This window comes from Kocuria marina, assembly GCF_000786655.1.
Classification (GTDB): domain Bacteria; phylum Actinomycetota; class Actinomycetes; order Actinomycetales; family Micrococcaceae; genus Kocuria; species Kocuria marina_A.
In genome coordinates, this window is record NZ_JROM01000003.1 from 22,548 (window position 1) to 39,860 (window position 17,313).

Genomic DNA, 17,313 nt, shown 5'->3' on the forward strand with positions numbered 1-17,313 from the left:
CACCGGGGATCGCCCAAGACTGCCCGAGCCCAGCGATCGCCATATCCGGCCACGTGTCGCGTGCCGCATGCCGCATGCCGCACCGTGAACGATCCGCTGCTCGCTCACTGCAGGCTGAAGGCCGCCTGCTGGCTCGTGATGTCCCCGAGCGACGTCGTGAGGTTGTAGTACCCGGCGAGCGCCTCGGACTGGCCGGCCGGGCAGCCCTCCGCCGTGCGTACCCGGTTCCACGTGAGCCGTGCGGTCTCCTTCTGCCCCGTGTCCAGGGTGATCTGGCGGTTTTCGCCGGGCGCCGCGCAGTGCCGTGAATCGAAGACGGTGTCCGCACCGGAAGTCACCACGAAGGCCATGTGATTGCTACCGGCATCCACGCGGCACGGGTGTTGGCCCGTGTTCTCGAGGGTCAGTTCGAGCACCGGGTTCTGGCCCGCCGCGTAACTCTGTTCGTCGGTCGCAGCACTCACCGCCAGATCCGCGCCGCATTCCGGCGCCGCCGTACTGCTCGCACTCGGGCTGCCGGACGCGCGGGGTGCACCAGACCCGGACGGTGTGGGCCGGGCAGTGAAGTCCGCGAACTTGTTCTGGGGATCCGTGCTCGGCTGCGCCGCAGCGTCGGGCTGCTGCGTGGCATTCGCGTCGTCGGCGTCCGGTGCCGTGAGTGCGCGCACGCCCGAGACCACTGCCCACAGCAGGGCCAAGACCAGGGCGACGATCACGGCGAGCGCGACCATGCGGCGTCGCCGGTAGACGTGCTCCGGGAGCCTGCCCCCGGTGTCCGCGGATTCCGCGGGGGACGTGGGGGGATCGTGCTGTTCGGAACCGGAAGCCATGGTCTCCAGGCTACCGTGGACAGTTATGAACTCGAGCCGCACATCAGCCCGCGACGAGCGACTTCACGGCATTCACGCAGCCGTGATCGAGTGGTACCGGCGGGCGTCCCGCGACCTGCCGTGGCGCGCGCCCGAACGCACACCGTGGCAGGTTTTCGTGAGCGAGATCATGCTGCAGCAGACCCCGGTGGGGCGCGTCCTGCCGGTGTGGCGCCGGTGGCTCGAACAGTGGCCGGAACCGGGCGATCTCGCGGCGGCGTCGCCCGCGGAGGTCCTGCGCGCGTGGGACAGGCTCGGCTACCCGCGCCGCGCGCTGCGGCTGCACGCGGCTGCCCAGAACATCGCCGCGGAGCACGACGGGCGGGTGCCCGAGGACCACGCACAGCTGTTGGCATTGCCCGGGATCGGCGCGTACACCGCGGCGGCAGTGGCCGTGTTCGCGTTCGGTCAGCGCCACACGGTCGTGGACACGAACATCCGCCGGGTCGAGGCCCGGGTGTTCTCCGGGCGGGCCCTGCCGTCCCGTTCCCTCACCGCGGCGGAGACCCGGTTGGCGCAGGACGTCCTGCCGCAGGACGTCGCGGAATCGGTCGCGTGGAACCAGGCCGTGATGGAGCTGGGGGCGCTGATCTGCACCGCGCGTTCCCCGCGCTGCGACGAGTGCCCCGTGCGGCGGGACTGCGCGTGGGTCGCGGCGGGCAGCCCTCCCGCGCAGGAGACGCCCAGGGGCCAGTCGTGGCACGGCACGGACCGCCAGGTCCGCGGGGCCATGATGGCGGTGCTGCGCGCCGCGGACGAGCCCGTGCCCGCGCGGTTGCTGCTCGCGGACCTCGCGGGCTCGGAACAGATCGCCGGGGCGCACGCGGCCCCGCCCGCCGTGGTGATCGAACGGCTCGGAGCCCTGTGGCGGCTGCCCGCGCCCGCCGAACAACGGGAGCGCGCATTGAACGGACTGCTCGCGGACGGTCTGGCCACCGCGGACGACGGCGCGGTCAGACTTCCGGGGTGATCGCGCGGATCATCCGCGTGTTGCCCAGCGTGTTGGGTTTGACCCGGGCCAGGTCCAGGAACTCCGCCACGCCCTCGTCATGGGAGCGCAACAGCTCGGCGAAGACCTCGGGTTCGATGGTCTCCTGGTTCTCCATCACGGCGAATCCGTGCCGCGCGAAGAACGCCACCTCGAAGGTCAGGCAGAAGACCCGGCCGACCCCCAGCCGGGCCGCACGGGCCAGCAGTTCCTCGATCATCAGCCCGCCCACGCCGTGACCGCGCGCCGCCGGAGACGTGGCCAGGGTGCGCACCTCCGCGAGGTCCTCCCACATCACGTGCAGGGCCCCGCAGCCCACGAGGTTCCCGGCGTCGTCCTCCGCGACCACGAACTCCTGGATGCTCTCGAAGTACGTCACCGTGTCCTTGGTGATCAGGATGCGCTCGGCCGCCATGGGCGCCACGAGCTCCTTGATGCCGTGGACGTCCGAGGTCCGGGCGGGGCGGATGCGGATCTCTACCATGCCCACGACTGTACGCGTCCGTGCGAACGCGGGCGGGCGGCGTCGCCGACCGTTGTGGTCGACGACGCCGCCCGCTCGCGGAGGCGCCGCGGTGCCGGGCACCGCGCGGGGTGGCTCAGGCCTGCGCCTGGGCCGCTCCCCCGCCGCTGTCGGGCCCCGAGTGGGGCGAGCGCGGCACGTCTTTGCCGGACTGGCTGTCGGCGTCGTCCGAGAACGCCGGGGTGTTCTCGATCTCCCGGATCTCGTCGTCGGAGAGCTCGGACATGGGCGTCGAGGAGAAGGTGAAGGTGGCGTCGTCGCCGTCGCCCTCGACGTCCACCGAGATCTTCTCACCCGAGGCGATCTCGCCGAACAGGATCCGCTCGGAGAGCTGGTCCTCGATCTCGCGCTGCATGGTCCGGCGCAGCGGCCGGGCACCCATCGCGGGGTCGTAGCCCTTCTTGGCGAGCAACTGCTTGGCGGCGTCGGACAGCGAGATGGACATGTCCTGCTCACGCAACCGCCGCTGCAGGCGCGCGACGAACAGGTCCACGATCTGCACGATCTCACTCTCGCTCAGCTGCGGGAACACGATGATCTCGTCCACGCGGTTGAGGAACTCGGGACGGAAGTGCTCCTTGAGCTCCTCCTGCACCTTGGCCTGCATGCGGTCGTAGGACGTGGCCGCGTCCCCGCTGGCCTGGAAGCCCACGGGAACCGTGCGGGAGATGTCCCGGGTACCGAGGTTCGTGGTCATGATGATCACGGTGTTCTTGAAGTCCACCACGCGACCCTGCGAGTCGGTCAGGCGACCGTCCTCGAGGATCTGCAGCAGCGAGTTGAAGAGGTCCTGGTGGGCCTTCTCGACCTCGTCGAAGAGCACCACGGAGAACGGCTTGCGGCGGACCTTCTCGGTCAGCTGGCCGCCCTCCTCGTACCCCACGTACCCCGGAGGGGCACCGAAGAGCCGGGAGACGGTGTGCTTCTCCTGGTACTCGGACATGTCCAGCGTGATCAGGGCGTCCTCGTCACCGAACAGGAACTCCGCGAGCGCCTTGGCCAGCTCGGTCTTACCCACACCGGTGGGCCCGGCGAAGATGAACGAGCCACCCGGGCGGCGCGGGTCCTTCAGACCAGCTCGGGTACGGCGGATGGAGCGGGACAGGGCCTTGATGGCCTCGTTCTGCCCGATGACGCGCTTGTGCAACTCGTCCTCCATGTGCAGCAGCCGCCCGGACTCCTCCTCGGAGAGCTTGTACACGGGCACACCCGTGGAGGCGGACAGGACGTCCGAGATGACCTCCGGGGTCACCTCCGAGATCTGGTCGTCGCCCTCGCGCCACGCGGTGTCCTTCTCGTCACGCTCGGCGATGAGCTTCTGCTCGGTGTCGCGCAGGGACGCGGCCTTCTCGTAGTCCTGGCCCTCGATCGCGGCTTCCTTGACACGCTTGGTGTCCGCGATCTTCTCGTCCAGGGCCTTGATCTCCGGCGGCGCGGTCATGCGCTTGATGCGCAGACGTGCACCGGCCTCGTCGATCAGGTCGATGGCCTTGTCGGGCAGGAACCGGTCCGAGACGTAGCGCGCGGACATGTGCACCGCGGCCTCCAGCGCGTCGTCCGAGATGGACACGCGGTGGTGCGCCTCGTATTTGTCGCGCAGGCCCTTGAGGATCTCCACGGCGTGGGCCTCGGAGGGCTCGTCCACCTGGATGGGCTGGAAGCGCCGTTCGAGGGCGGCGTCCTTCTCGATGTGCTTGCGGTACTCGTCCAGCGTGGTGGCACCGATGGTCTGCAGCTCACCGCGCGCCAGCATGGGCTTGAGGATCGACGCGGCGTCGATCGCGCCTTCCGCGGCACCCGCACCCACGAGCGTGTGGATCTCGTCGATGAACAGGATGATGTCCCCGCGCGTACGGATCTCCTTGAGCACCTTCTTGAGGCGTTCCTCGAAGTCACCGCGGTAACGGGAACCGGCCACGAGCGATCCCAGGTCCAGCGTGTAGAGCTGCTTGTCCTTAAGCGTCTCGGGGACGTCCCCGCGCACGATCGCCTGGGCCAGGCCCTCCACGACTGCGGTCTTACCGACACCGGGTTCACCGATCAGCACCGGGTTGTTCTTGGTGCGCCGGGAGAGCACCTGCATCACGCGCTCCATCTCGCGGTAGCGCCCGATCACGGGGTCCAGCGTGGACTCGCGCGCGGCGGCGGTGAGGTTGCGACCGAACTGGTCCAGCACGGCCGAACCCGCGGGAGCGCCCTCGGCGCGGCCACCGGTGCCGACACCGGCGGCTTCCTTCTCCCCGCCGGCGTTGCCGGACTGGTAACCGGAGATCAGTTCCAGCACCGTGGCGCGGACCTTGCCGGGATCGGCGCCGAGCTTGACGAGCACCTGGGAGGCCACGCCCTCGCCGGCGCGGATGATCCCGAGCAGGATGTGCTCGGTCCCGATGTAGTTGTGCCCCAACTGCAGGGCCTCGCGCAGCGAGTGCTCGAGCACCTTCTTGGCGCGGGGCGTGAACGGGATGTGACCCGAGGGCGCTTGCTGGCCCGGGCCGATGATGTCCTGGACCTGCTCGCGGGCGGCGCTCAGGGTGATGCCCATGGACTCGAGGGCTTTGGCGGCGACGCCCTCACCCTCGTGGATCAGGCCGAGCAGCAGGTGCTCGGTCCCGATGTAGTTGTGGTTGAGCATCCTGGCCTCTTCCTGGGCCAGCACGACGACCCTGCGGGCGCGGTCGGTGAAGCGTTCGAACATGGATACTCCTTCATTGATCTCTGTCAACGATGCTAGGCATCCCGCGCGGCGTTTCCGGCACTGTTCGCCACTGGCGCACGGTATCCAGCCCTCAGCAAAATTCCCCCCGGGGGGCCTTTCGCAACTCCCCGTCCCGTGCTCCCCGGTACCGACGACAACGGCCGGAACACGCCTGTTGCGGCGTGTTCCGGCCGTGATGCCGGGGTGTGCTACGAACTCAGTCGTTGTGAGCGGCGTAGTACTTGTCCTGGATGTCCTGGTGGATGCGGCCGCGGTCCGAGACCTGCAGGCCCTGCTTTTTGGCCCACGCGCGGATCTTGGGGGTCTCGGGGTTGCCCGAGCGGTTCGGGCGCGTGGTGGTGTTCTGGCTGCGCCCGCTCTTGGCGGACGCGCGGCGACCGGCCGCGACGTAGGGACGCAGGGCGTCGCGCAGCTTGGTGGCATTGGCCGAGCTCAGGTCGATCTCGTACTGGCCGCCGTCCAGACCGAAACGCACGGTCTCATTGGCCTCGCCGCCGTCGATATCGTCTTCGAGAATGATTTTCACGGTCTGAGCCATGGTCCAGCTCCTCCAAACGCCCTACGGGCTCGTCGATCAATTATTCGCGCTAGCAAATTCATGCTGTGGGGTGAAACACAGGAATTTGTCCCCGTGTGATTCCGATCTCCATTCCCCGTGGAAACTGTTCGGATTCACCCATGGGAACGTCCCCGGAATGAAATGCAGGGACCGCGGATTCACGGTCCTATCATGGCAGATATTCGAATAATTGTCATCACGAGCTATTGCGGACGATTGGGATCTTCCGGGGATTCACGAATAGGAATGCTGTTGCGTAAGCCCAGACCCCGTTGTTGCCGGGGCTTATCCTCCTGATATCCGAACGGGGCTTTGTCCCCCTCGCGTTCGCGTACCGAGCGGTACCACTGCTCGGCGTCGTCGCGGGCCTGTGCCTGCGCACTGCGCTCGGTCCTGTCCCCGCGCAGCAACCAGCGCATCACGAGGTAGAAGATCACACCCACACCGAGTGAGGGTACGAAGACGGCCAGGTAATCCATGACGGTGATCATCCTCTCCGGGACTGGACGGCGGCTGGACGCGGTACTGCGCCGGGCCGGTTCACTCGGGCTTCATGAGGGGGAAGAGGATGGTGTCCCGGATGCCCAGGTTGGTGAACAGCATGATGAGCCGGTCCAGCCCCAGGCCGAGCCCGCCCATGGGCGGCGCGCCGTACTCGAGGGCCCGCAGGAAGTCCTCGTCCAACTGCATGGCCTCGTCGTCCCCCGCCGCGGCGAGCCGGGACTGCTCCGTGAGCCGATCGCGCTGCACCACCGGGTCCACGAGCTCGGAGAACGCGGTGCCGCGCTCCATCCCGCCGATGATCAGGTCCCACGCCTCGATCAACCCCGGCTTCTCGCGGTGGGGCCGGGCGAGCGGTTGTGCGGCCGGCGGATAGTCGTACACGAACGTGGGTTGGATCAGGGTGGGCTCCACGATTTCCTCGAAGAGTTCCATGACGAGTTTCTGTGCGTCCCATGCGGGATTCACCTGAATATCGCGCTGAGCGGCGATCTCCCGCAGTTCCGTGACATCCGTGTCCGGGGTGATCTCCCGCCCCACGGCCTCGGACAGTCCCGGATACACGGAAACCCATGCCCATTCCCCGAACAATTCAATGCGGCCGTCCTCGGTGTCCACCCCGTCCACACCGAGCGCGCGGGCGCATTCCTGGATGATCTCCTGGATCCGCTGCGCCATGACGAATTGATCGGCATAGGCCTCATATGCCTCGAGCGTGGTGAATTCCGGGCTGTGGGAGGAATCCACACCCTCGTTACGGAAGACCCGGCCGATCTCGAACACCCTGTCGATACCGCCCACGACCGCGCGCTTGAGATACAGCTCGGTGGCGATGCGCAGCGTCATGTCCTGGTCGAACGCGTTGAGGTGCGTGCCGAACGGGCGCGCCGCGGCCCCGCCGTGCACGAGCTGGAGCATGGGGGTCTCGATCTCCACGTACCCCTGTTCCTCCATGACCCGGCGCACGGTGCGCGTGATCGTGGAGCGCGTGAGGACGACGTCGCGGGCCTCCTGGCGCACGATCAGGTCCAGGTAGCGCTGGCGCACCCGGGTCTCCTCGTTGAGTTGCTTGTGCATGGTGGGCAGGGGGCGCAGGGCCTTGGAGGCCATGGTCCACGAGTCCGCCATCACGGACAGCTCCCCGCGCCGCGAGCTGATCACGCGGCCGGTGATGGCCACGAAGTCGCCGAGGTCCACGAGGGCCTTCCACTGCGCGAGGGAGTCGTCCCCCACGTTGGCCTTGGAGAGCATGGCCTGCAGCCGGGTGCCGTCCCCCTCCTGGAGGGTCGCGAAGCACAGTTTGCCGGTGTTGCGCACGTGGACCACCCGCCCGGCCACGGTCACGACGTGCTCGGTCTCCTCCCCGGCCTCGAGCTGACCGAACTGCTCACGGACCGCGGCGAGGGTCGTGGTGCGGTGCACGTCCACGGGATAGGGCGCCATCCCGGCGTCCTGCGCGGCCTGGCGCTTGGCGGCGCGCACGGCCATCTGGTCGTTGAGCTCGTGGGCGCTCAGCTCCGGATCGGTGCTGGCGGGGTCTGCGGGAACGGTGGATTCGGGCTGCTCGGTCACAATGGACCAGGATACCGCCCGCGCTCAGATCCGCATGTTGTCGATCAGGCGGGTGGGGCCCACCCACGCCGCCACGAGCGCGAGGGTCCCGGGGCCGGGTTCCACGAGGGAAAGATCTCCCGGGTCCACGGTCACGAGGTAGTCCAGGCGCACCTCCGGCTCGGCGTCGATGGCGCTGCGCGCCTGCTCGAGCGTGAGCTCCCCCGCCGCGAGCGCGCGCAACGTCCGGTGCAGCACGAGGGCGTGGCCGGCATGCTCGGCGGAGAGGTACTGGTTGCGCGAGGACAGGGCGAGCCCCTGCTCCGAGCGCACGATGGGCACCGCACGGATCTCCACGGGGTGATCGAAATCACGCACCATCCGCTGCATGAGCAGCAGTTGCTGCGCGTCCTTCTCCCCGAAATAGGCCCGCAGTTCGGCGGCGGGGCCCGGGGCCACGATCGTCAACAGCTTATTGACCACGGTCAGGGCGCCGTCGAAGTGCCCGGGGCGCGTGGCCCCCTCCAGGATCGATCCCGCCCGCCCGGACGTCACGGACACCACGGGTGTCCCGTCCGGGTACATCTGCTCGACAGACGGCGCGAAGACCAGGTCCACACCCACCTCGGCGAGCCGCGCCACGTCCCCGTCCAGGTCCCGCGGGTAGTTCTCGAAGTCCTCGCCGGGACCGAACTGCAGCGGGTTGACGAACACGGACACCACCGCGAGGTCGTTCTCCGCACGCGTGCACTGGGCGATCCGCACGTGCCCCTCGTGCAGGGCACCCATGGTGGGGAACAACCCCACGGTGCGGGCGCCGCGGGTCACGCGCGCCCCGATCTCCTCGCGCAGCTGCGCCACGGTGGTGCACACCACGGGTCCCGTCACGGGCGTTCCTCTCCGTCGAGCGCGGCGAGCACCGCGCGATAGGTCGTCTCGTCGATCCGGCCCGACGACGCCGCGCGGGCCGCGGTCTGCCGCGCCAGTGCGCGGTACCCCGCCAGCAACTGTTCCCCGACGTCCGCCTGGCGCGCTCCCCGCCCGGAGGCGTCGGGTGCCGCGCGCTCGGGTGAGCGGGCGGCGTCGGCGGCGGAGACCCCGTCCCGGGACAGCTCCCGCAGGGCGGCGACGTGGGCGGCCACCGTGGCGACGTCCCCGCGGGCCACGGGACCGGTCAGGGCGTCCTCCCCGGAGGCCAGGGCGTTGTCCACCGTGGCGCGCGCGAGGGGGCCCAGGACGCGCTCCGGGTGGCTGACCCCGATCTGCCCGAGCACCTGCATGGACTCGCCCAGCAGGGTCATCACGTGATTGGAACCGTGGGCGAGCGCCGCGTGGTACAGGGGGCGATCCGCTTCCGCGATCACCACGGGCTCGGCGCCCATCTCCACCACGAGGGCTTGCGCGATGGGCAGGACGGGTGCCGCGGCGGTGACGCCGAAGCTGCAGTCCGCGAGCCGGTGCAGGTCCAGGCTCAGCCCCGTGAAAGTCATGGCGGGGTGCACGGCCAGGCCAATCCCCCCGGCGCGGCGCACGGGTTCGAGCACATCCGTGCCGTAACGCCCCGCGGTGTGCACCACGAGCTGACCGGGTTGCCACGCGCCCGTGGCACCGAGCCCGCTCACCAGACCTGGTAGTTGGTCGTCCGGGACCGCGAGCAGTACGAGTTCACTGCGTTCCACGATCGTGGGGACGTCCAACACGGGCACGTCCGGCAACAGGGCGCCCGCGCGCTCCCGGCTCTGCTCGGAGGACGCATGCACACCCACGACGGCGTGCCCCGCGGCCCGCAGCGCGGCGCCCAGCACCGCGCCCACCTTGCCGGCACTGATCACGCCCACGCCCAACCGGCCCGGGCGGTCACTGGGTTGGCTCACGGAAATTCTCCTCGACGGGGACGACGGCACGCACAGAGTAGCGCACGCACGTCAGCTCCCCCGCGGGTCGGGCGTGCCAGCCAGCGCAGTGGCGTGCTGTTCGCGGCCCCGACCGTTGACGCGGTCGCGCGCCGCGCGGGCAAGGTCCGTGTGGCGTGCCTGCAGCTCGCGGACCTGTGCGGTGTCCAGGTGGTGCACGGACGTGGTCACCGATCCGGGGGTCACGTGCACCGCGAAACCGCTCAGCCGCAACCGCCGGTCCACGGGGCCCTGGGTCACTGCCACGGACTGCGTCTTGTGGTGCGGGATCACGCTCGCGTGCCGGGCGAGTCTGCCCCACCGCAGCACGAGCGCGGACGTGTTCAGGGCGAAGCCCGTGCGGCGCCACGTGAGCGGATCCAGCCAGCGGGCCCTCCGGGGGCTCGTGGTGAAGTCCTCCGAGTCGCCGATCCCCGTGAGTCCCTGGTCCACGAGCTCGGTGGGCGCGTGCTCGAGCGGCAGCACGAGGTCGAGGATCTCGTGCACGTTCTCGAGCGTGCCCACGGGCAGCACGGTGGAACCGAGCCCTTCGGTGCCCTCGGAACCGCCCTTGCCCGCGGTGATCACCCGGACGTGATGGCCGTCGAAACCGCGCCACATCAGGGGCTTACCGACCTCCAGGGCCTGCACCCTGCCCGTGGGAATCGTGGAGGAGCGCTCGTTGAACAACCCGGATCGGGTGCGCACCCCGGAGGGGACCACGCTGAGCGTGAACCCCCAGCTCTTCTCGAGCCGCGAGTACACCGTGGAGAGCACGCCGAGCAGCAGGGGGACGAAACTGGGGATCATGACCCGCAGCACCTGGGCGTTCCAGAACGCGGCGATCACCGCCGCCACGGCCATGAGCAGCAGGATCACGGCGGGCGGGGAACACACGAGGCACAGCAGCACCCGGCTCGTGGGCACCGTGAACACGCGCCGCAGCTCGTCCTGCTCGCCCAACAGGCCGTACTTCCGGGCGGCCCGCACGTCCACGGCGTCGCGCCGGCCGCGCTCGCCCGTACCGCCCGCGGGGTCCCCCGGGTGCGCCGGGTGCGCCGGGTCCCCCGGGTACTCGGGGTCCCGGTCGGTCGCGCCGGAGTCCACGGCGGGGGCGACGGCGCTCGCCGCCGAGCGGTCCCACGGCGCCACGCGCCCGGGGCGGGTGACGTGCGGATCCCGGTACCGGCCGGCCGGGGTCTCCCCCGTCGCCCGGCCGTCATGAGGGGCCGGCGCCTCGTGGGCGTCCGGGGCGGTGCGCGGGATCGGCGCGTCCAACGCGTGGTGCGCGGCCACGAGCAGTTGTTGCCGCAGCTGGCGGGCGTGGTCGCGGCGCAGGTAGGACAGTTCGAGGACGCTGGACCCGCCGTCGGCGACGTCGAACTTCAAGGACGCGAGACCCAGGATCCGGGGGACGAACTTGCGCTCGATGTCGATGCCCTGGACCCGGTCCAGGCGGGCCTGGCGGTGCGTGCGGAACAGCCACCCGGTGCGCAGGCGCACGTGTTCGTCCGTGATCTGGTAACGGATGAACCACCACGAGAGCAGGCCCAGGCCGATGAGCAGACCGAGCACACCGCACAGGATCGCGATCGCGAGACCCGCGCCCGCGAGCTGCACCGCCCCGCCCACGTCCATCTCGATGGGGTCCCCGTTGAGCACCGCGGTGACAAGGTCGTCCAGGAACACGTTGCCGAAGCCCCACGCGAGGGCCACCACGAGCAGCCAGCTGCGCACGAAGGGCGTGAGGGGGTGCACCCGGTGCCACGCGCCGTCGGCGTCCGCTCCGGGGCGTGAGCCCGTGCCAGCGCCCGGGGCGGGCCCGGGGAGCGGGCCGGAGCCCGGGTCCGCCGACGGCCCCGGTTGCGCGTGGCGGTGGGACGGGTCCGGGCTCATCACAACCCCACCATGTGCTCTTCCCCGCGCTCCGTGAGTTGCTCACGCAACCGGTCCGCCTCCGCGCGGGGCAACCCGGGCAGCACGGCGTCCGTGGCCGCGGACGCGGTGTGCAGGGTGAGCGTGGCCAGCCCGAACGCGTTGAGCACCGGGCCGGTCTTGATGTCCACGTACTGCATCCGCCCGTAGGGAACCACGGTCACGCTGCGGAAGAACAGGCCCTTGCGCAGCCACAGTTCGGTGGGGGCTTCCGCGTAACCGATGGCCCGGACCCGGCGCGGGATCAGGGCCAGGTTCACGAGACCCAGCCCGAGCACGACCCCGGACAGCACCCACATCCACCACTGCGGGCGGTCGCCCCAGGTCCCGAGCAGACCCAGGATCAAGGGGATCGAGAAGATCGCGGTCCACACGAGGGTGGAGATGGCGGAGCTGATCAGGCGCACGGAGACGTACTTGGGCGACACCCGCTGCCAGGTCAGTCCCGGGGGTGACAGTTCATCGGTGGCGGGCATATCCTCCCTCTCCTGGGGCGTACGGGTCCCGCCGTCCACCGTAGGGGGTTTCCTCCTCCGCGTCCGGGTCATCGGGTGGGAGCCGACACGATTTCTCCACGATCCAGCCCACGACCGCCAGCACGATCCCCGCCACGACTTGGGCGACGCACAGCCACAACGGTTCCTGCGTGGAACGCACCCCGAGCAGGGTCAGCTGGTCCACGCCGATCCCGGCGTGCCACCCGGCGGTCAGGGCACCGTAGTACGCGATCGCCTGCGCCGCCGCTGCCGTACCCACGGCCCACACGGGATCGTACGGTTTGCGCCGAGCCGGGTCGCCACGTCGCCCGGCCCCGCGTTCGGGGTCCCGGTAGGCGCGCAACCGCAGCCCCAGGTACCCCACCACGAGCGCGGCCGCGAGCTCGGCGAACAGACTGAGCCACGGCAGGATGAGCAGGCTCTGGTGCCGCCCGCTCACCACGTGATTGAGGCTCCACCCCACGGCCGCGGCGACCGCGGCGGCCGCCACGAGGGACAACACGTTCAGGTATCGCACGGGGACTCCACCTCCGGTCGCACGCGGTGCTCGGTCACGATCAGATCCGCGAAGTCCGGGGCCTCACGGGCCAGCTCGCGGACGGGACGGCCGTCGAGGTGGGCCTGCGGATCCATGAGGGCCCACGGTTCGAGCACGAACGCGCGTTCGTGTGCCCGCGGGTGCGGCAACTGCAAGCGTGGATCGTTGCTGTGGGCGCCCTCGAACCACACGACGTCCAGGTCCAGGGTGCGCGGCCCCCAGCGCACATCACGCGTGCGACCGTGCTCGGCCTCGATGCGCTGGCACACCGCGAGCACCTCGAACGGCGTGAGCCGGGTGCGCAGTTCCACGACCGCGTTGAGGTAGTCCGGGGAGTCCTGCGGTCCACCCACCGCGCGGGTCTCCACGACCGGTGAGGCCGCCGTGACACTGATCCCGGGTGTCGCGTCCAGCGCCCGCACGGCCTGCCGCAGCACCGTCAACCGCTGCCCCAGGTTCGCCCCCAGGGCCACAACACACCGGGCCGTCATCCGTCCGCGCCCGCCTCGTAGTGTCCTCGGCGGCGGTGGATGCTCACGGCCACGTCCGAGAACGTCACGTCGATCGGCGCCTTGGGTTTGTGCACCGTGACCTCGAGCTCGGCCACCGCGGGGAAATTCTCCACGAGCGCCCGCGCGATCTCCTCCGCGAGGGCCTCGATCAGCTGGAACCGGGTCCCGATGATGATCTCCCGCACCATTTCCGCGACCTCCCCGTAGTGCACGGTGCGGGTGAGGTCGTCGGTGGTCCCGGCCGGTCGCAGGTCCACGGAGAGCACGAGGTCCACGAAGAACGGCTGACCGCTGCGGCGTTCCTTCTCGAACACGCCGTGATAGCCCACCGCGCCCAGGCCGGTGAGGGTGATCCGATCGCGATGGTTCTTGTCAGGGGCGGGTGTGTTCATGGCGGGCTCAGTTTCCCATATCCCGGGGGTGCAGTACGGGCGGGGCGACGCCGCACCACGCGTGGGCCGCGGCCACCGCGTCCACCGTGGTCGGGACGTCGTGAACGCGCACGGCCCAGGCCCCCCCGAACGCGGACAGTGCGCTGATGGCTGCCGTGGCCGTGTCCCGCTCAGCCACGGGGCGCGGTCCGTCCTGCGTGGCCAGCAGGGCGCCCACGAAGCGTTTACGGGATGCGGCGATCAGGACCTTGCCGAGACCGGCCAGCCGGGGCAGGGCACGCAGCAGTTCCCAGTTCTGTTCCCCCGCCTTGGCGAAGCCGAGTCCCGGGTCCACGATCAGGTGCTCCGGGCTGATCCCCGCGGCGAGGCAGCGCTCCCGCAGCTGCTCGAGCTCGGCGAGCACCTCGGTCACGGTGTCGTCGTAGTGCGCGAGGGACGTCATGGTCTGCGGGGTCCCGCGCGAATGCATGAGCACGTACGGCACGCCCCGGTCCCCGGCCAGCTCGATCATGCGGGGGTCCAGGTTCGTCCCGGAGACGTCGTTGATGATGTGCGCCCCGGCGTCCAGGGCGGCCTCGGCCGTGTCCGGGTGCAGGGTGTCCACGCTCACGACGACGCCGCGGTCGCTCAGTTCGCGGATCACGGCCAGCACGCGCCGCTGTTCCTCCCGCGGATCCACCCGCTCGGAGTCGGGCCGGGTGGACTCCCCGCCCACGTCCACGATGTCCGCGCCCTGTTCGGCGAGCAGCAGCCCGTGCGCCACGGCGGCGGACTCGGTGTCGTGGCGACCGCCGTCGCTGAACGAATCGGGGGTCACGTTGAGGATCCCCATGACGAGTGTGCGTCCGGTGGGCAGCGCGTCGAACGAACCCCAGCCGAGCGCGTGCCGAGCGGGCACGGCGTCGTGGTCCAGAGCGCCGTCGGGCGGGCTCGCGGCGTCGTGCGGCGCGCTCATTGCGCGCGCCCCGCCTGGATCAGGTTCATGGCCTCGGCGCGGGTTGCCGGGTTACGCAGTTGACCGCGCACGGCCGACGTCACGGTCTTGGCACCGGGTTTACGAACCCCCCGCATGGACATGCACAGGTGCTCGCACTCGATCACCACGATCGCCCCGGCCGGGTGCAGGTGCTCGCTCAGGGCCTCAACAACCTGCGTGGTGAGCCGCTCCTGGACCTGGGGACGCTTGGCGTAGAGGTCCACGAGCCGCGCGAGCTTGGACAGGCCCGTGACCTTGCCTTCCGGGCCCGGGATGTACCCCACGTGAGCGAGCCCGTGGAACGGCACCAGGTGGTGCTCACACGTGGAGTAGAACGGGATGTCCCGCACGAGCACCATCTCGGAGTGGCCGATGTCGAAGGACGTGGCCAGCAGGTCCACGGGGTCCTGGTGCAGACCCGCGAAGACCTCGGCGTACGCGCGTGCCACCCGGGCCGGGGTGTCCCGCAGACCACCGCGGTCCGGGTCCTCCCCCACGGCCAACAGGATCTCGCGCACCGCGGCCGCGATCCGGGGTTGGTCGATCGCGGGATCGAGCTGGGGGGCATCGGCGTAGTCCGCGTAGGACCCCGACACCGGCTCGTGCGGATCGTCCCGGTGTGTGCCGTGCATCAGCGGTTCTCCCGCCGCACACCGCCCGGTCCCTGTCCGGACGGCCCGTCCGGGCCCGTGCCGGAGGCGTCGGCCCCGGGCTGCGGGTCCTGGTGCTCGGGCACCTCGAGCGGGTGCTCCGGCTTGGCGGCCACGGCCTGGTCCTGCGGTGCCATGGTGCTGGGGTCCTGGAGGTTCTTGCGGCGGGCCTCCTCCCGTTCGGCGGATGTGACCACCGGCGGGATGTCGGAGACCTCGCGCTCCTCCCCGGAGAGCCACACCGGGCGCAGGTCCCGCTTGGTGACGTCCCGGAAGATCTCCTGGATCTGGGCCTCGTTGAGGGTTTCCTTCTCGAGCAGTTCCAGGGCCAGGCGGTCCAGAACGGGACGGTTCTCGAGCAGGATCTGGTGCGCCTCGGTGTGGGCCTGGTCGAGCAGCGCCCGCACCTCGTCGTCCACGACGGCCAGCGTGTGGTCCGAGTACTCCTTGGAGCCGGAGCCCATCTCGCGGCCCACGAACGGGTCCGAGTTGTCCCCGCCGATCTTGACGGAGCCGATCCGCGAGCTCATCCCGTACTGGGTGACCATCTTGCGCGCGGTGTCCGTGGCCTTCTGGATGTCGTTGGACGCACCCGTGGAGGGGTCGTGGAACACGATCTCCTCCGCCGCGCGGCCGCCCATAGCGTAGGCCATCTGGTCCAACAGCTCGTTGCGGGTGGTCGAGTACTTGTCGTCCGAGGGCATCACCATGGTGTAGCCCAGCGCGCGCCCGCGCGGCAGGATGGTGATCTTGGTGACGGGGTCCGTGTTGCGCAGTGCCGCGGCGACGAGCGCGTGGCCACCCTCGTGGTACGCGGTGACCTTGCGCTCGAGTTCCTTCATCACGCGGGAACGCTTCTGCGGGCCGGCGATCACGCGGTCGATCGCCTCGTCCACCGCGCGGTCGTCGATCAGCTGCGCGTGGGAGCGGGCGGTCAGCAACGCGGCCTCGTTCATCACGTTCGCGAGTTCCGCACCCGTGAACCCGGGCGTGCGCTTGGCCACGGAGGCCAGGTCCACGTTGTTCGCGAGCGGCTTGTTCTGGGAGTGCACGCGCAGGATCTGCTCGCGGCCCTTCATGTCCGGGGCGTCCACGCCGATCTGGCGGTCGAAGCGGCCCGGGCGCAACAGCGCGGGGTCCAGGACGTCCGGGCGGTTGGTCGCGGCGATCAGGATCACGTTGGTGTTGGCGTCGAAGCCGTCCATCTCCACGAGCAACTGGTTGAGGGTCTGCTCGCGTTCGTCGTTGCCGCCGCCCATACCGGCACCGCGCTGGCGGCCCACGGCGTCGATCTCGTCCACGAACACGATGGCCGGGGAGTTCTCCTTGGCCTGCTGGAACAGGTCGCGCACACGGGACGCACCCACGCCCACGAACATCTCCACGAAGTCGGAACCGGAGATCGAGTAGAACGGGACGCCGGCCTCACCCGCCACGGCCTTGGCCAGCAGGGTCTTACCGGTACCCGGAGGGCCGTAGAGCAGCACACCCTTGGGGACCTTGGCGCCCACGGCGGTGAAGCGGTCGTGCTCCACCAGGAACTGCTTGATCTCGTCGAGCTCCTGGACGGCCTCGTCCGCGCCGGCCACGTCCGCGAACGTCACCTCGGAGTTCTCCTTGTTGAACATCTTGGCCTTGGACCGGCCGAACTTCATGGCCTGCCCGCCGGTCTGCATGCGGGCGAAGATGAACCAGAAGATACCCAGGATGATCAGGAACGGGAGCAGGAAGCGTACGAGCGACAGGAACCAGTTGTTCTCCACGGGTTGATCCGTGAAGCCGCTCAGCTGGGCGTCGTTCATGGTCCGCACGACTTCTTCCGCGCGGGGCTGGACGTAGAAGAACTCCACGTCCTTACCGAGGTTCTGGCCGTCCCGGTTCAGATCGTCCTTGAGGGAGAGCTTCACCTTCTGCTCGCCGTCGTAGATCTTGGCCTCGTTGACCTTGTGGTCCCTGAGCAGTTCCAGACCCACGTTGGTGTCCACGCGGGACGAGGTGGGGCTGAACACGCTGGCGCCCACGGGCACCAGGACCACAATGGCCAGCAGGATCCAGAAGAGTGGACCCTTGAAGAAACTCGTGGGTTTTTTTGCCGTGGCCAAGCCGTTGATCCTCCCGTGGACGTGACACGTTTCGTCACGGCCCGCTCACATGTGCACCTGTCTCCATGGGGTGGAGGGGTGGGGAACGGTGGCCGTGACGTGTATGGCACAA

17 protein-coding genes are annotated in these 17,313 nt (G+C 69.8%); 1 reads left to right on the top strand and 16 read right to left on the bottom strand.

Features of this window, described 5'->3' with window-relative positions:
* Positions 1-104: 104 nt before the first annotated feature.
* Positions 105-830 (bottom strand): DUF4232 domain-containing protein, encoded by a 726-nt coding sequence (locus AS25_RS00230; RefSeq protein WP_035959164.1) that lies wholly within the window; start codon positions 828-830, stop codon positions 105-107.
* On the opposite strand from AS25_RS00230, the gene AS25_RS00235 reads away from it, so the two are divergent.
* Positions 829-1,839 carry an HhH-GPD family protein gene (locus AS25_RS00235; RefSeq protein ID WP_156960851.1) on the top strand — a complete coding sequence of 337 codons (1,011 nt, stop codon included), beginning with the start codon at positions 829-831 and terminating at the stop codon, positions 1,837-1,839. The two genes, AS25_RS00230 and AS25_RS00235, sit on opposite strands and share 2 nt — an antisense overlap.
* On the opposite strand, the gene AS25_RS00240 is transcribed toward AS25_RS00235, so the two are convergent.
* From AS25_RS00240 to ftsH, 15 genes are all read right to left on the bottom strand, one after another.
* Complete coding sequence (locus AS25_RS00240) at positions 1,823-2,341, bottom strand: amino-acid N-acetyltransferase (protein WP_172644382.1); 519 nt, start codon at positions 2,339-2,341, stop codon at positions 1,823-1,825. The genes AS25_RS00235 and AS25_RS00240 overlap by 17 nt on opposite strands.
* A 115-nt stretch (positions 2,342-2,456) precedes the next feature.
* Positions 2,457-5,075 (bottom strand): ATP-dependent Clp protease ATP-binding subunit, encoded by a 2,619-nt coding sequence (locus tag AS25_RS00245; protein WP_035959171.1) that lies wholly within the window; start codon positions 5,073-5,075, stop codon positions 2,457-2,459.
* Positions 5,076-5,292: 217 nt separating this feature from the next.
* Entirely contained in the window at positions 5,293-5,634 is a 342-nt protein-coding gene (locus tag AS25_RS00250; RefSeq protein WP_035959173.1) for a histone-like nucleoid-structuring protein Lsr2, read from the bottom strand.
* A 224-nt stretch (positions 5,635-5,858) separates the two neighbouring features.
* Positions 5,859-6,134 carry a hypothetical protein gene (locus AS25_RS00255; protein ID WP_253270420.1) on the bottom strand — a complete coding sequence of 92 codons (276 nt, stop codon included), beginning with the start codon at positions 6,132-6,134 and terminating at the stop codon, positions 5,859-5,861.
* A 61-nt stretch (positions 6,135-6,195) separates the two neighbouring features.
* Positions 6,196-7,728 (bottom strand): lysine--tRNA ligase, encoded by a 1,533-nt coding sequence (gene lysS / locus AS25_RS00260; RefSeq protein ID WP_035959178.1) that lies wholly within the window; start codon positions 7,726-7,728, stop codon positions 6,196-6,198.
* 24 nt (positions 7,729-7,752) lie between these two features.
* The gene (panC, locus tag AS25_RS00265) at positions 7,753-8,595 is read right to left on the bottom strand and encodes a pantoate--beta-alanine ligase (protein ID WP_035959181.1); all 843 of its coding nucleotides are present in this window, start codon (positions 8,593-8,595) and stop codon (positions 7,753-7,755) included.
* Entirely contained in the window at positions 8,592-9,581 is a 990-nt protein-coding gene (locus AS25_RS00270) for a Rossmann-like and DUF2520 domain-containing protein (RefSeq protein WP_035959186.1), read from the bottom strand. Before AS25_RS00270 ends, panC begins: the two co-directional genes overlap by 4 nt.
* A 51-nt stretch (positions 9,582-9,632) precedes the next feature.
* Positions 9,633-11,495, bottom strand: coding sequence for a PH domain-containing protein (locus AS25_RS00275; protein ID WP_052160575.1), 1,863 nt, complete (start codon positions 11,493-11,495; stop codon positions 9,633-9,635).
* Complete coding sequence (locus AS25_RS00280) at positions 11,495-12,010, bottom strand: PH domain-containing protein (RefSeq protein WP_035959190.1); 516 nt, start codon at positions 12,008-12,010, stop codon at positions 11,495-11,497. Before AS25_RS00280 ends, AS25_RS00275 begins: the two co-directional genes overlap by 1 nt.
* Positions 11,994-12,548, bottom strand: a complete 555-nt coding sequence (locus AS25_RS00285; RefSeq protein ID WP_035959195.1) for a DUF3180 domain-containing protein — start codon at positions 12,546-12,548, stop codon at positions 11,994-11,996. Before AS25_RS00285 ends, AS25_RS00280 begins: the two co-directional genes overlap by 17 nt.
* Positions 12,536-13,060 (bottom strand): 2-amino-4-hydroxy-6-hydroxymethyldihydropteridine diphosphokinase, encoded by a 525-nt coding sequence (folK, locus tag AS25_RS00290; protein ID WP_035959198.1) that lies wholly within the window; start codon positions 13,058-13,060, stop codon positions 12,536-12,538. Before folK ends, AS25_RS00285 begins: the two co-directional genes overlap by 13 nt.
* Positions 13,057-13,473 carry a dihydroneopterin aldolase gene (gene folB / locus AS25_RS00295; protein ID WP_035959202.1) on the bottom strand — a complete coding sequence of 139 codons (417 nt, stop codon included), beginning with the start codon at positions 13,471-13,473 and terminating at the stop codon, positions 13,057-13,059. The genes folK and folB overlap by 4 nt, the downstream gene beginning before the upstream one ends.
* A 7-nt stretch (positions 13,474-13,480) precedes the next feature.
* Complete coding sequence (gene folP, locus AS25_RS00300; protein WP_084117911.1) at positions 13,481-14,428, bottom strand: dihydropteroate synthase; 948 nt, start codon at positions 14,426-14,428, stop codon at positions 13,481-13,483.
* Complete coding sequence (gene folE, locus AS25_RS00305; protein ID WP_084117912.1) at positions 14,425-15,081, bottom strand: GTP cyclohydrolase I FolE; 657 nt, start codon at positions 15,079-15,081, stop codon at positions 14,425-14,427. Before folE ends, folP begins: the two co-directional genes overlap by 4 nt.
* On the bottom strand, positions 15,081-17,201 hold the full coding sequence (ftsH, locus tag AS25_RS00310; protein ID WP_035959205.1) for an ATP-dependent zinc metalloprotease FtsH: 2,121 nt from the start codon (positions 17,199-17,201) through the stop codon (positions 15,081-15,083). Before ftsH ends, folE begins: the two co-directional genes overlap by 1 nt.
* Positions 17,202-17,313: the final 112 nt, after the last annotated feature.